General features: G+C 28.6%; 13 protein-coding genes, 1 tRNA gene and 2 rRNA genes. 14 read left to right on the top strand and 2 right to left on the bottom strand.

Annotated features, from left to right (window positions below; genetic code table 11):
• The 12 genes from OW763_RS16535 to OW763_RS16480 form a co-directional block, all read left to right on the top strand.
• Positions 1-93, top strand: a 23S ribosomal RNA gene (locus OW763_RS16535); the annotation flags it as partial.
• Positions 94-188: 95 nt separating this feature from the next.
• Positions 189-305: ribosomal RNA gene (gene rrf / locus OW763_RS16530) — 5S ribosomal RNA — on the top strand.
• 5 nt (positions 306-310) lie between these two features.
• Positions 311-386, top strand: a tRNA-Lys gene (locus tag OW763_RS16525).
• A gap of 153 nt (positions 387-539) precedes the next feature.
• The gene (locus tag OW763_RS16520; RefSeq protein ID WP_268042679.1) at positions 540-1,694 is read left to right on the top strand and encodes a mechanosensitive ion channel family protein; all 1,155 of its coding nucleotides are present in this window, start codon (positions 540-542) and stop codon (positions 1,692-1,694) included.
• Between the two features lie 162 nt (positions 1,695-1,856).
• Positions 1,857-2,990 carry an N-acetylmuramoyl-L-alanine amidase family protein gene (locus tag OW763_RS16515; protein ID WP_268042677.1) on the top strand — a complete coding sequence of 378 codons (1,134 nt, stop codon included), beginning with the start codon at positions 1,857-1,859 and terminating at the stop codon, positions 2,988-2,990.
• A gap of 227 nt (positions 2,991-3,217) precedes the next feature.
• On the top strand, positions 3,218-4,774 hold the full coding sequence (locus OW763_RS16510) for a sodium-dependent transporter (RefSeq protein WP_268042676.1): 1,557 nt from the start codon (positions 3,218-3,220) through the stop codon (positions 4,772-4,774).
• Positions 4,764-4,874 (top strand): MetS family NSS transporter small subunit, encoded by a 111-nt coding sequence (locus OW763_RS16505; protein WP_268042674.1) that lies wholly within the window; start codon positions 4,764-4,766, stop codon positions 4,872-4,874. Before OW763_RS16510 ends, OW763_RS16505 begins: the two co-directional genes overlap by 11 nt.
• A 312-nt stretch (positions 4,875-5,186) precedes the next feature.
• Positions 5,187-6,227, top strand: a complete 1,041-nt coding sequence (locus OW763_RS16500) for a M42 family metallopeptidase (RefSeq protein ID WP_268042672.1) — start codon at positions 5,187-5,189, stop codon at positions 6,225-6,227.
• A 20-nt stretch (positions 6,228-6,247) separates the two neighbouring features.
• Positions 6,248-7,246: a M42 family metallopeptidase gene (locus OW763_RS16495; RefSeq protein ID WP_268042670.1), complete on the top strand. Its 999-nt coding sequence runs from the start codon at positions 6,248-6,250 to the stop codon at positions 7,244-7,246.
• Between the two features lie 30 nt (positions 7,247-7,276).
• Positions 7,277-8,248: a peptidase M42 gene (locus OW763_RS16490; RefSeq protein ID WP_268042668.1), complete on the top strand. Its 972-nt coding sequence runs from the start codon at positions 7,277-7,279 to the stop codon at positions 8,246-8,248.
• Between the two features lie 106 nt (positions 8,249-8,354).
• A complete protein-coding gene (locus tag OW763_RS16485; protein WP_268042666.1) occupies positions 8,355-8,810 on the top strand; it encodes a VanZ family protein in 456 nt (151 codons plus the stop codon).
• Complete coding sequence (locus tag OW763_RS16480; RefSeq protein ID WP_268042664.1) at positions 8,803-8,979, top strand: hypothetical protein; 177 nt, start codon at positions 8,803-8,805, stop codon at positions 8,977-8,979. Before OW763_RS16485 ends, OW763_RS16480 begins: the two co-directional genes overlap by 8 nt.
• Positions 8,980-9,025: 46 nt before the next feature.
• Here OW763_RS16480 and OW763_RS16475 read toward each other — a convergent pair whose 3' ends face one another.
• Positions 9,026-9,622 (bottom strand): uracil-DNA glycosylase, encoded by a 597-nt coding sequence (locus OW763_RS16475; protein WP_268042680.1) that lies wholly within the window; start codon positions 9,620-9,622, stop codon positions 9,026-9,028.
• 273 nt (positions 9,623-9,895) lie between these two features.
• On the opposite strand from OW763_RS16475, the gene OW763_RS16470 reads away from it, so the two are divergent.
• Both OW763_RS16470 and OW763_RS16465 read left to right on the top strand, forming a co-directional pair.
• Positions 9,896-11,854, top strand: a complete 1,959-nt coding sequence (locus OW763_RS16470) for an AIPR family protein (protein ID WP_268042662.1) — start codon at positions 9,896-9,898, stop codon at positions 11,852-11,854.
• Between the two features lie 34 nt (positions 11,855-11,888).
• A complete protein-coding gene (locus OW763_RS16465) occupies positions 11,889-12,341 on the top strand; it encodes a PaaI family thioesterase (RefSeq protein ID WP_268042661.1) in 453 nt (150 codons plus the stop codon).
• A 14-nt stretch (positions 12,342-12,355) separates the two neighbouring features.
• Here the strand turns inward: OW763_RS16465 and OW763_RS16460 are convergent, their stop codons facing one another.
• Positions 12,356-12,730, bottom strand: a complete 375-nt coding sequence (locus OW763_RS16460) for a hypothetical protein (protein ID WP_268042659.1) — start codon at positions 12,728-12,730, stop codon at positions 12,356-12,358.
• Between the last annotated feature and the right edge of the window lie 702 nt (positions 12,731-13,432).

Below are 13,432 nucleotides of genomic sequence, written 5' to 3'. Positions count from 1 at the left end.
GACCCCTGGAAGACTACCAGGTTGATAGGTCGGAGGTGTAAGCACGGTAACGTGTTCAGCTGACCGATACTAATAGGTCGAGGGCTTGATCAAATAAATATCACTGTGTAATTTTGAAAGAATAATTCTTTCAGATGGAAACTCATTCAGTTAAACTGAAGAGTATCATATTTCTAAGAAATATGTCATCTGGTGGCTATGGCTTGAAGGTAACACCCGTTCCCATTCCGAACACGCAGGTTAAGCTTCAAAGCGCCGATGGTACTGCATTGGAGACGATGTGGAAGAGTAGGTCGCTGCCAGGTAATCTGATTCACTAGCTCAGTCGGTAGAGCACTTGACTTTTAATCAAGTTGTCCGGGGTTCGATTCCCCGGTGGATCACCAAAGCATCTCTATTTAGAGATGCTTTTTAATTTTTTGATTTATATGAAATTTTAATAACTAAAATATAAAATCATTTTAGCAATATATACTATTATTCTTTGTTGTTGAGTGGGAGTGCCAAATTTATTAAAATAATAGTATAGGAGGGGTGAAATGAATGATATACAGCAAGTATTTAGCAATGCAGTAGAAAAAATAGATTTTTTAAGTAAAAGGACAAATGAATATACATTAAAATATATAATAATAAGTATGGGCCTATTCTTTTTATTCTTACTATTGAGAAAGGTGTTTACTAAATATATTATAAAATTCTTATTAAGAATATCTCATAAAACAAAAACAGAATTAGATAAAAAACTATTAGAAGCGTTCAGAGAACCTATAAGAGGGTTTTTTATTGTATTAGGAATTTATTTTGCAATAATATGTTTAGGAAAAGGATTTTTATATGATCTTTCTAAATCACAAGTTATAAATCATTTATTTAATTCAGCTATAATCATACTAATTGCGTGGGTAGGATATAATTTAACAATAGAACAATCTATATTATATGAGGAATTATCTGAAAAACTTAATTTTAAATTGGACAAAATTGTTTTTCCATTCTTATCAAAAGTAATGAGATTTATAATTGTTATTTTAACACTTAGTATTATATTAGATGAATGGGGACATAACATAAATGGATTTGTTGCTGGACTTGGTGTTGGGGGTTTTGCATTTGCATTTGCGGCACAAGAAACACTTGCAAATTTTTTTGGAGGATTAGTTATTATATTGGATAAGCCTTTTACAATTGGAGATTACATAAAGACACCTAATGTGGAAGGTATAGTTGAAGATATAAATTTTAGAAGTACAAAAATTAGAGCTTTAGATAAGGGTTTAGTTACTGAGCCAAATTCTACTTTAGCAAATTCATCAATAATAAATTGGAGTAAAAGAAATTTAAGAAGAATATCTTTTACTTTAGGAGTTACATATGATACTTCACAAAAACAGTTAAAAAATTGTGTAGATAAAATTAAAGCTATGCTTATAGAACATCCACAAATAGATAATGAATTTATTTTGGTTAACTTTGATAATTTTGGTGACAGCAGTTTAGATATATTTATATATTGTTTTACAAATACTTCAGATTGGGCTAAATATTTAGAAATAAAAGAAGATGTAAATTTTAAGATAATGGATATATTAGAAGTTGAAAAAGTTTCGGCAGCGTTCCCAAGTACAAGCGTCTACTTTGAGACTCCGATAGTTAAACAAAATAGAGCAAACAGGAAAGTAGATAAAAAATAAGTTTGGTATTGTACTAAGCTTATTTTTATTTATGGAAAATTTGTGAAGAGTTATGGTAAAATTAATATTGTATATTATATTATAGTGTGTTAAGTAATTATGAAAAGTTAAATGAACTAATCATATAATTACTATAAATTATGTTACTTTAGGAGGAAAGCTATGAGAAAAATAAAAGCAGCATTATTAATTGTATCAGTAGTTATGATATTTTCAGCTTGTGGAAATAAGGAGGCTTCAAATAAAAATATGAAGCTAGTTACAGGTCCTAAAAATATAGAAACTGCTGGAAAGATGCAGGAAAATGATAAAGAAAAAAAGGAAAGTATAAATGAAACTAAACAAGAAAATACAAAGAAACAAAATAGTGATGAAGTGGATAAACCTATCGAGAAGAAAGAGGTAAAAGTTAGTAAAGAAGTAAAAAAACCTAAATCAAGTAAAACCAGTGCATCAAGTAAAAAAAGTGTTAAGAAAGAAATTCCTAACATAGATTATAAATTGAAAAATAAAATAATTGTACTAGATCCAGGACATGCAAGTAAACCTATCCTTGACAAAGAGCCTATGGCACCTAATTCTTCAAAGTTAAAGTATAAACAAACAGGAGGCGCTGAAGGTGTTGCAACTAAAGCTCCGGAATACCTTGTAAATATGCAAATAGCACTAAAATTAAGAAAAGAATTAGAACAAAAGGGCTATACAGTAATTATGACAAAAACTGATAATGATAAACCTATGAGTAATACGGCAAGAGCAAAAGTTGGTAATGAAGCTCATGCAGGACTTGTTATAAGAATACATGCTGATTCGGCAGAAAACAAGTCAGCTAAAGGAGCTACTATGCTTGTTCCAGCTAATAATGAATACGCAAAAGATTTTTATTATCAAAGTAGATTATTTGGTAAAGTTATATTAAATACGTTAACAAATCAAGTTGGAATGAGAAATAGAGGAATTGTAGAAAGAGATGATATAACAGGATTTAATTGGTCAACTGTTCCTGTTGTATTAATTGAAACAGGATTTATGTCAAATCCAGAAGAAGATAAGTTTTTGAGTGATAGTTCATATCAACAAAAAATTGCAAAAGCTATAACTGATGGGATAATAGCTTTAACTTCAAATGATGAAGTTGAAAATAAAAGTGCTGAAATTGATAAGAATAATGAAGAGGCTATTGAAAATAACGAAATAGGTACTGAATTACAAAATAAACAAGTAGATAATGAATCAGAGGAAAAAGCAAAAGAAAACTTACAAAATACTCAATCAGATGTTGAGCAAGAAAATTAAATACATATAAAATAAGCAAGTGGTAAATATAGAAGTGTTTATATATTTACCACTTATAATTTTTTTCTCAATTATGTTATTATTTGATTGTAATAAGGGAAAATTATCCCTAAAAATGTTAAAATTATTTCAATAAATAAATAATCTTTAATATAATAGGAAGTAATAAAGCTAGTTAAATAATTATCTTAATTTTGGATAATAATTAAATTTGAGGGGGAAAATTAATGGAAAATCAAAGTAGAGATGCTTGGGGGTCTAGGTTTGGATTTATCATGGCAACTATAGGAGCAGCGGTAGGATTAGGAAACTTATGGAGATTCCCATATACAGCTTATGCTAATGGTGGAGGAGCATTTTTATTTCCGTATTTTGTAGCATTATTAACAGCTGGTGTTCCATTAATGATACTAGAATTTGGGTTTGGAAGTAAAATGAGAGGAGCTAATGCACTGGCATATGCAAAGTTAGGCAGAAAATGGGAATGGCTTGGCTGGTGGCCTGTAATGATTCCACTTATAGTTGTTACTTTTTATTCTGTTGTTATTTCTTGGAGTATAGATTATTTTATACTAGCTTTTAAAGGGGGCTGGGGAAGTGACCCTAATGCTTTTTTTTGTGGTGAATTTTTAAAAGTTAGCAGCGGTGCTTTGGATTTTGGTGGTATAAGATGGTATGTAGCTCTTGCAGTTGCCCTTGTATGGTTTGTTAACTATTATATAACTAAAAAAGGTATATCTGGTGGTATAGAAAGAGCATGTAAGTTTATTACCCCAACTTTAGCAGTACTAATGATATTAATGACAATAAGAGGATTAACACTTCCAGGAGCAGCCAGTGGCTTAAACTGGTTTTTAAAGCCTGATTTTTCTAAGATTGCTAACGGTAGGATATGGATAGCTGCTTATGCACAAGTATTTTTCTCATCTACACTTGCTGTTGGTGTTATGGTTGCATATTCAAGTTATTTACCTAAGAAATCTGATATAGTAAATAATGCATTTATAACAGTTTTTGCAAATGCAAGTTTTGATTTCTTAGCAGGGTTATGTGTATTTAGTACACTAGGATATGCATGTTATGCATCAGGTCTTCCAATGAGTAAGATTATTCAAGCAGGTCCTGGAATAGCTTTTGTAGCCTTCCCAAATGCTATTAATTTAATGCCAGGTGGTCCTATAGTTAGAGCAATCATAGGAGTTGGATTTTTCTTTTGCTTAATAATTGCAGGTATATCTTCAAGTATATCAATGGTGGAATCTTTTACATCAGCTGTATTAGATAAGTATACTCATATTTCAAGAGATAAGTTAGTAAGAAATGTTTGTTTAATTGGATTTTGTGCAAGTATGTTATTTGCAACTGGTGCAGGGGTACACATTTTAGATATTGTTGATCATTTTACTGGAAGCTATGGTATAGCACTTATAGGGCTTATAGAAGTTATAGTTTTAAGTTATGTATATAAAGTAGAAAAGATGCGTGTGGAAGTAAACAAATATTCCGATTTTCATGTTGGAAAATGGTGGGATATATTATTAAAATATATAACTCCAATTTTACTTGGTTATATGACAATAACAAATGTAATTACAGAATTAAGAGAACCATATGGAGGACATCCGCTAGCTGCACGTATTATATTCGGATGGGTTATAGCAATAGGCATATTTGTAATAGGTATGTACTTAAGTAAGAAACCTTGGCCAAATGATGATATGCTTAAAATAGAAGATGATACGATAGATGTTAATTCAGGAGGTGAGACAATAAGTGGAAACTAGTTCAATTATAATGCTTATTTGTGGAGTTGTATTACTTTATGGTGGATTAGGATTTTGTATAAGTGCAGCGGTGAAATCTGAAAAAAGAAAAAAGAAGTAAATATAATATAGACATGTAGGATTGCTAATATTAACAATCCTACATGTCTTTTTTAGTTGTGCATATTCTTATATAAAACAGAAAAGCACATTTTTAACTTAAAAGGATAAAAAGCCGCGCTAGATTCAGGGGGGAGTCATTTACGCGACTTTTTAAATATTAAGTTTACTTAAGATTATGCTCAGTTTTTAGAAAAATATACAATAAGTCATAAATAATTATAAAAATTCATTCCAACAATTAAAAAATGTAGGTTTTTATTTTTTATTGTATAATAAGGTATATGGATTTTATATATAATAGGAGGAAAATATGGAATATAAGCAATTGTTAAAACAACTATGTCTATCTCATGCTCCAAGTGGTAGAGAACATTTAATATATCAACAGATAGAAGCAGTTTTCAGTTCTTTTGGAGATGTTTCTATAGATAATATGAACAATATAATTGTACATAAAAAAGGTAGAGGTAAAGGAAGTATCATGCTTATGGCTCATGCAGATGAGGTATTTCTGATAGTTACAGATATATGTGATGGCGGGTTTTTAAAGTTTAAGCCCGTTGGAATTGATCCAAAAACTTTAGTTTCTCAAGAGGTTATTGTGCATGGTAAAGAGGGAATTTTAGGTATTATAGGAATTAAACCTCCTCATCTAATGAATGATGATGAAAAAAATAAGGCTGTAACTCCAGATGCTTTATTAATAGACACAGGTTATAGTAAAGAAAAACTAAAAAAATTAGTTAAAGTTGGAGATTTTGTAACGTTGAAAGGAAGCTTTGTAGAATTATTAAATAATAATATATCATGTAAAGCTGTAGATGACAGAGCTGGAATTGTGGCTATGTATACTTGTGCAAAGGAATTACAAACTATTAATCATGATTTGGATGTTTATTTTGTATGTTCATGTCAGGAAGAAGTAGGGCATAGAGGAGCTAAAATGGCAAGTTATAGTATAAACCCAGATATAGCTATTGCTATAGATGTAACTTTTGATAGTGGAACTATGGGAGATATAGATAGAGAAAATTATTTAGGAAAGGGTCCGGTTATATGTATTGGACCTAATTTGCATCCAAAACTTAATAAAAAAATTATGGAGCTTGCTAGAGAATATGAAATTCCTTATGGAATAGAGGTAGAACCAGGGAATACAGGAACTGATGCTTGGGATATACAGATTACAAGAAGTGGTATTCCAACTCTTTTAATATCTATTCCAATAAAATATATGCATACATGTGTAGAAATGATTAATATGGATGATATAAAGAATACAGGAAGAATAATAGCTAAACTTATAGAAAAGGTAAATAGTGAAGAACTGCAGAAAATAGTTTGTTTTTAACAGAAGGGAGATTATTTAAAATGGTTTTACAAAAACTTTGTAATGCAGCAGGTCCTTCTGGATATGAGGGAAGTGTGCGACAGATAATAAAAGATGAGATAAAGGATTATGTGGATGAAATAAAAGTAGATAGAATGGGTAATATTATAGCTCATAAAAAGGGCAGTGAAAAAAAAGTAGTAGTAGATGCACATATGGATGAGGTTGGATTTATAATAATTGGCTATAATGACGATGGTACATTAAAATTCACTTCACTTGGGGGAATAAGTAATAAAGTTGTTCCAAGTAAAGTTGTGAATATAGGTAAAGATAAGATACCAGGAGTTATAGGATTAAAGCCTATACATCTTCAAAGTAAACAAGAAAGAGGAAAAAACATCCCAATTAGTAAATGCTGTATTGATATTGGAGCAAAGTCTAAAGAAGAAGCAAAAAAGTTAATTCCACTTGGAGAATATGCAGTATTTACTACTGAATTTGGACATTTTGGAGAAGGACTTATAAAAGGAAAAGCTTTTGATGATAGAATAGGCTGCAGTATTTTAATTGAACTATTAAAAGAAAATTACAATTGCGATCTTTATGCAGTATTTAATGTTCAAGAAGAGGTTGGAATGAGAGGAGCTTATGTTTCAGCTTATGATATTAAACCAGATATTACAATAGCTATTGAAGGTACTGTGTGTGCAGATATGCCAGGAATTCAAAAGCATTTAATGAGTACAGAAATAGGAAAAGGTCCAGCTATTTCGATAATAGATAAAACTAGCATATACGATAAAGATATTATAAATGAAATGAAAAAAGTGGCAGTGGATAATCATATATCATATCAATTAAGAAGAACTTCAGTAGGAAGTAATGATGCAGGTGCTTTTGTTATGAGTGGTGAAGGAGTAAAGCCAGCAGCAATAGCTGTACCGTGCAGATATATACATTCATCGATTTCAGTATGCAGTTTAGAGGATTATAACAATACTATAAAATTAGTTACAAATTACTTGAAAAGTTTATAGCTTTTAATGTAGAGAAAGGTGTGAAACAGTATGGATAAAGTATTAGAAAGATTATTAGAAAGATTATTAGATACTTTTTCAGTTAGTGGAAGAGAACAGAAAGTTAGAGAAGTTATTAAAGAAGAGTTAAATAGTATGGCAAGCCCTTTTGAAATAAAAGAAGATAAAATGGGAAATCTAATAGTTAAGCTTGGTTCTGGTGACACGAAGGTTATGCTTTGTACATCTATGGATAATTCAGGAGTTATGGCTACTTTCATAGAAGATAATGGACTTATAAGAGTTTCACCAGTAGGAGATTTTTCATATGAAACTTTAGTTGGTAATTTTGCTAGGTTTGAAAATGGAGTTTTAGGAAGAATTGGTTCAGCAAAAGATAAACCTTCAGAAAATGATTTGTTTATAGATATTGGAGTTTCAAGCAGACAAGAAGCATTAAAAAAGGTTAATGAAGGTGATATAGCAGAATTCATAGGAAATAAATTAGAAGTTGAAAATAAGATAATTGCTTCAAATTTACATAATAAATTAGGATGCTATGCATTACTTCAAATCATAAAAGAATTAGAAAGTACAGATAAAGAACTTTATTTTGTTTTTACAGCTGAAGATAAAGTAGGATATAGAGGAGCAAGGGCAGCAGCTTTTGAAATAAAGCCAGATATGTGCATAGTAATAGGTTCTATAAAAACTGGAGATACGATAGGAGCAAAAGGGAAGATTAAAGTTGAAGGTGGACCAGTTACTTCAATTTTTGATAAAGGCCTTGTGATTGATCATGAGATTAAAGAAAATATAGAGAAAGCAGCAGAAAAGTTGAATATTAAGCTTCAATATAGTATAGATGATGGTAAAAATCAAGGTGGATTAATACATAAAGAAGTTGGAGGAATCAAAACTGGAATGATAGGAATTCCATGTAGATATAAGGATACAATAGGAGAAATGATTTCTTTAAAAGACGTAGAAGATACAGTAAAATTAATTAAAAAATTAATTTAGACAAACAAGTTTAGTTGAGAGTTGACGTATTTTATTAGTGAGCTGATACTAGCAATTCAAAGTGATGGATTATACAATGAAAAAATTAAGATGAAAGGGAAAGGTTATGAAAAAGAAATACTTAAAGTTGGGGTTGGTTGTTTTATGGATGATTATTATATTTATGTTTTCAAATCAACCTGCGGATTTATCAGATGAGAATAATAAATTTGTCATATACCTTTTAAATCATTTAGGAATAGATTTAAGCAGTTTACTTGGAAAATGGAGCGATTTTTTAATTAGAAAAGCGGCACATCTTACTGAGTATTTTATACTATATGTTCTTTTATATAATGCATTAAACAATGAAAAGCTTGGTAAAAAAACGATGATCACAGTATTAGGTATAATATTTTTATATGCATGCTCTGATGAATTTCATCAAAGCTTTGTACCAGGTAGAGGACCTGCTTTTAGAGACGTTTTAATTGATACAAGTGGAGGACTAATAGCGGGGATTATTATTTACATAAAAAATAAAATAAAAATTAATTATGGGAGAAGAAAAATTTATGAGTAATAGTGTAAATAAAATCTTAAAAATCTTTGGTTTCATAGTTAGTGTTTTGTTTCTTGGTACAGCAATAGCAAAAGGGTTTAAATTAAGTATTTCTGAATGGATTGCATTTATATTTTGGTTTGTAGGTATAGGAATGTATCTTTATTCAACTATAATAAGAAAAAGTTAAAAAGAACATGCTTTGAAGAATTATAAACTAAAAGAAACATTGAAAACTATAGAGTTTTCAATGTTTCTTTTAGTTTAAGCCAATCTTTATTATACATAGATTTAAATTCATCATTTCTATTATAAGTAAGAGCTGATGGATGATACATAGGGAAAACATGTCGTTGAAGTTCTTGGTTAAAGTAAAGTTGCCCATGACATTCTCCAATACTCTTAAAGTTTGTAAGTCTTTTTAGTGGAATATTTCCTAATGTAATAATAAGTTTAGGGTTCACTAATTCTATTTCATCATCCAAGATTTCCTTAAATAGTTTTATTTCAGAAACTTTTGGTGTTCTATTACTTATAGTGACTCTTCCAGTTTTACCTTCCTTAGTTTTTATAGGTCTAAAGGAGCAGGTATTTGTTATTCTAATTTTATCTCTAGATTGTCCTATAGAATTTAAATAATTTTCAAAGGTTTCACCAGCCATACCAACAAAAGGACGACCTTGCTCAACCTCGGTTTTTCCAGGAGCTTCTCCTACAAATAAAATGTCACAAGGAATAGGACCATCTCCTGTAATCCATCCTCCAATTTCTTCATCTTTATAATTTTCTGTTATTTCCTTTATTCTTAAACGCAAATTTTCTATAGTATTTATTTTAAAAACCTCCTTATAAGTTTCAGAATTTAAAGCTTAAAATCTAATATAGCTGGAAATTGGCAGTGTAATAGTTAAGGTCATTATTATAATCACGAAAACTTTAAATAAATAGTCATAAAATATTATATACGTATTTTTACTATTTATATAGAAAAAACTAAAAAACTATTATCAAAGTTATTATAGCAGTTTTTTATATATGCTTTTAAATATGTTAAAATATAATTTAAGAAATCTAAATATAATAGATATCTATTTAGGAGAGGTAAAATGACTGATAAAGAGTTTTTTAAGATAATTAGGCAGGAAAGTGATGAATATAGTAATGATTTAACAGAAGGTTTTCCTTATTGGGTAATGAAAATATTTTTTGGATTATCTGATGATAATTTATTTAATGCTATTGAAGGGTTACAGCAAAATGATGAATCTATTGATGGTTTTTTTGTTAATGATGAGCTTCAGGAAATAATTTTTGTTCAATGTAAATCTGCTTTAAGTGAAAAACAAATAAAACCTTGCAAGAAAGAATGGCTTTCTTATTTTTACGACATACCTAATAAGCTAGAGAATAATGAATATATAGATAACCATAGAAATGAAAAGGTAAGAGAGATAGCTGCAGAATATTTAACTGCTAAAAATAAAGGATATAAATTAAAATTTTATTTTTTTCATCTAGGATATTTACCAACAGAAAACAGAAAGATAATTTATTCATATGAAGATGAAAACACTTCTTTTGAGTATTTTGGGTTGAAAGAGATAAAGGAACAATGGGAAGAATATGATTCTAAAATGGATTTTACAACACCAGAAGCTTTTGAAATAAAAGTAAATTACAAACCAGATCCTAATATTATAGATGAGAAGATAGGTAGATATCATACTATAATATCTATAATAACTGGAGAACAATTAATAAAGCTTAGAGAAAATTATAAATATAGATTATTCGAAAAAAATGTTAGATTTAGTCTTGGCACTAACAAAATAAATAAAAGTATTACACAAACAGCGTTAACTAATAAAAGTAATTTTTACTTCTATAATAATGGAATAACTGTAAATTGTAAGTCTTATAAGTACAAAGAAAATACAAAAATCATTAGAGTAGAGTATCCTCAGATTATAAATGGAGCTCAAACAGTTGAAGCTATATATGAAGCCTATAAGAAAACATTAAACAAGTTAAAAAGAGAACTAAAAGATAAAGAAAAAGCAGAAGAAAGAGCTTTAAATGAGTTTAAAAGTTTAAGGGTTCTATTTAGACTAATACAATCAGACAAGCATGATTCAGAATTTGCTATGAACGTGATAAGGTATAATAATTCACAAAATGCGGTTAAAATAAGAGATTTTTATTCAAATACTTCTGAACAAATTAAGCTTCAAAAGAAGTTTGCTGAGTACGGATATTTCTATGAAATAAAAAGAGGAGAAAGAACGTACATAAAAAAAGAAACTCACATAATGTTAGGGAAGAAGTTATCTGAATTTAAATATGAAGATGAAAAATTAAATATAGAAAAATTATGTAGTCTTTATAGAGCTTATTTAGGAGAACCTTCAGCAAAAGAAGTTGGAGCTAAGTATATATTAAACAGTAATGAAATTTATGCAAGCCTTTTTGGAACTTCAGCAAATAATATTACTAATAATAAAGTAAAAGAGATGATAATAGCTTATAATATATTTTCTATAATAGAAGAGGAGACAAAAAATTATAATAAAATATTAAAAATAATATCAGGTATTAATGTTGATAATAAAGACTTTGAAAAGTTACAGGAATTAATAAAAAAATCTAGAGTGTTTAAATCTGTTTTTAAAAACAAATTTAATTCATATGAGATATATGAAGAGAAAAAAGATACTTTACATAAAAAGATAAAAAGGTATTATCCTTTAACACAAGGTAAATATGTTTTATTAGCTATTTTTAAATTGATATTAGATGAGTGTGAATATGAGGATTTATTAATTAAACATGAACTGTTCCATAATAAACAGTTTATAGATGAAAAAGTGGTTACAGTTTGGTTAGTAGAATGTTTAGACAAGCTATTGATTCCTGAATTTGAAAAAACATTAAATAGAGAGAATATATCATTAAATACATTTTATTTAAGAACGAAAACTTTCGAAAATATAAAAGAAGCTTTTGAACAGCTTGATATAGATGAAAATAGGGAGTTTAATGAAATATTTGAGCTGAAATTAAATTAGAACGTATAAGATAAATCAAAAGGAGATTAATGAAATGAAAGAATACAACGATATTGAAGAGATTATAAAATATAATATTAATAAGTGTATGGAATTTGGAAAAGAAGAGTGTATTATTAATTGTTTAGAAATAATGGAACCTCGATATATTGATTTTTTTAGAAATGAAAGACTTACTGTAGCTTTTCCAATTTTAGAACAATTTTTAAATCCACTTAAGTGTATGCAGGGTGGATTTATTACAGCAGCTTTTGACAATGCTTTTGGAGCATTTTGTTGTTTGCATGAAGATTTAATACCAGCTACAACAATAGATATAAGTACGAGTTATCAAAGACCTATATTTTTAGGCGATGAGCTTATAATAACTGTATATATGAAGTTAAAGGGTAAAACTATAATTCATATGACAGGAGAAGCTTACAATAAAGAAAATAAATTAATAGCAACATCAAGCACAAATTTGATGCGTCTAAAAAAAGCGTAAGACTTATATAAGTTTTACGCTTTTTTCTGTAAGCTGGTGTTTGTAACTCCGTGTTTATCTAAACCTATTTTGCATATGAATTTTAAAATAATAAATTTTATTACCATTAAAAAAGCTATTGAAAGGTATATTATGGATAATAAACAGTCGTTTTGGTATTCTGCTATATTTGATATATATGAAAAATCAAAGTTTGTATTTAAATATAGTAGAGTGAATATATTTTGTATGATTAGTTGTAATGTAAGTATATCTTCTTTAGTTATTGACTTAAATATACCCAGTATCATAAAAAAAGCTATACCAATTAATGTAAAAACTAAAGCTTCACTATCATATTTTAAATCATCATCTTTAAGTCCAACTAATCTTCCAAAAATTTTAAGCATACGACCACCTCGTTTTTAATATTATGAGTAAGGTAAATAATTCCAAAATTATATAGCTACATGTAAGGTTAATTGTTTACTGCTTAGAAAAGATATTTTTGCTTTCTATTTAGATTATTTTCATGAAAAGATTTTTTATTCAATATTAAATATGTTTTTAGATGATAGTTAAGAATGCTTTAATAAAGTAAAATATTATTTACTAATACTTAAATCATAGAATCTAGTAACTATTAATTAAAACTGAGTGTAAGCTATTAGGCTCAACGAAGCGGTTGAAATAAGAAAAGCATGCCACACTTTTTTATATAATGAAGTATACTTGTCCTTGCGTATCAACATGAGAATTGATAAGTAAAATAGAGAAAAACAAAGTAATCACATGATAACTTAAATAAATGAAGTTTATTACATATAACTGAGTTAATATTTGTGATAAGATATTCCTTGTCGTCGAGCGAGACGATAAGACAACAACAAATTAAAGAATTTAAGAAGATTTAAAAAATTCAAAAAGTTGTTGACAAGAAGAAATTCAAATGATATACTAAGTAAGCTGTCGCAAGATGGCAAGCGAAAAATTGGTCTTTGAAAATTAAACAGAAGTTAAGAAATAATGTCAGTCAATTGTAATGAGTAAAAGATTAAACTTTTAAATTGAGAGTTTGATCCTGGCTCAGGACGAACGCTGGCGGCGTGCCT

This window comes from Clostridium aestuarii (assembly GCF_026735135.1).
Taxonomy (GTDB): domain Bacteria; phylum Bacillota; class Clostridia; order Clostridiales; family Clostridiaceae; genus Clostridium_H; species Clostridium_H aestuarii.
The sequence above is the reverse complement of the archived record's forward strand: the minus strand, read 5'-3'. Positions and strand labels throughout refer to the sequence as shown.

Bases quoted from the DNA above. Each gene is read 5' to 3' on its own strand.
- OW763_RS16465 (WP_268042661.1), top strand. From the start codon at position 11,889: ATGAAAGAATACAACGATATTGAAGAGATTATAAAATATAATATTAAT.
- OW763_RS16490 (WP_268042668.1), top strand. From the start codon at position 7,277: ATGGATAAAGTATTAGAAAGATTATTAGAAAGATTATTAGATACTTTT.
- OW763_RS16495 (WP_268042670.1), top strand. From the start codon at position 6,248: ATGGTTTTACAAAAACTTTGTAATGCAGCAGGTCCTTCTGGATATGAG.
- OW763_RS16480 (WP_268042664.1), top strand. From the start codon at position 8,803: ATGAGTAATAGTGTAAATAAAATCTTAAAAATCTTTGGTTTCATAGTT.
- OW763_RS16460 (WP_268042659.1), bottom strand. From the start codon at position 12,730: ATGCTTAAAATTTTTGGAAGATTAGTTGGACTTAAAGATGATGATTTA.
- OW763_RS16510 (WP_268042676.1), top strand. From the start codon at position 3,218: ATGGAAAATCAAAGTAGAGATGCTTGGGGGTCTAGGTTTGGATTTATC.
- OW763_RS16515 (WP_268042677.1), top strand. From the start codon at position 1,857: ATGAGAAAAATAAAAGCAGCATTATTAATTGTATCAGTAGTTATGATA.
- OW763_RS16500 (WP_268042672.1), top strand. From the start codon at position 5,187: ATGGAATATAAGCAATTGTTAAAACAACTATGTCTATCTCATGCTCCA.
- OW763_RS16485 (WP_268042666.1), top strand. From the start codon at position 8,355: ATGAAAAAGAAATACTTAAAGTTGGGGTTGGTTGTTTTATGGATGATT.
- OW763_RS16470 (WP_268042662.1), top strand. From the start codon at position 9,896: ATGACTGATAAAGAGTTTTTTAAGATAATTAGGCAGGAAAGTGATGAA.
- OW763_RS16520 (WP_268042679.1), top strand. From the start codon at position 540: ATGAATGATATACAGCAAGTATTTAGCAATGCAGTAGAAAAAATAGAT.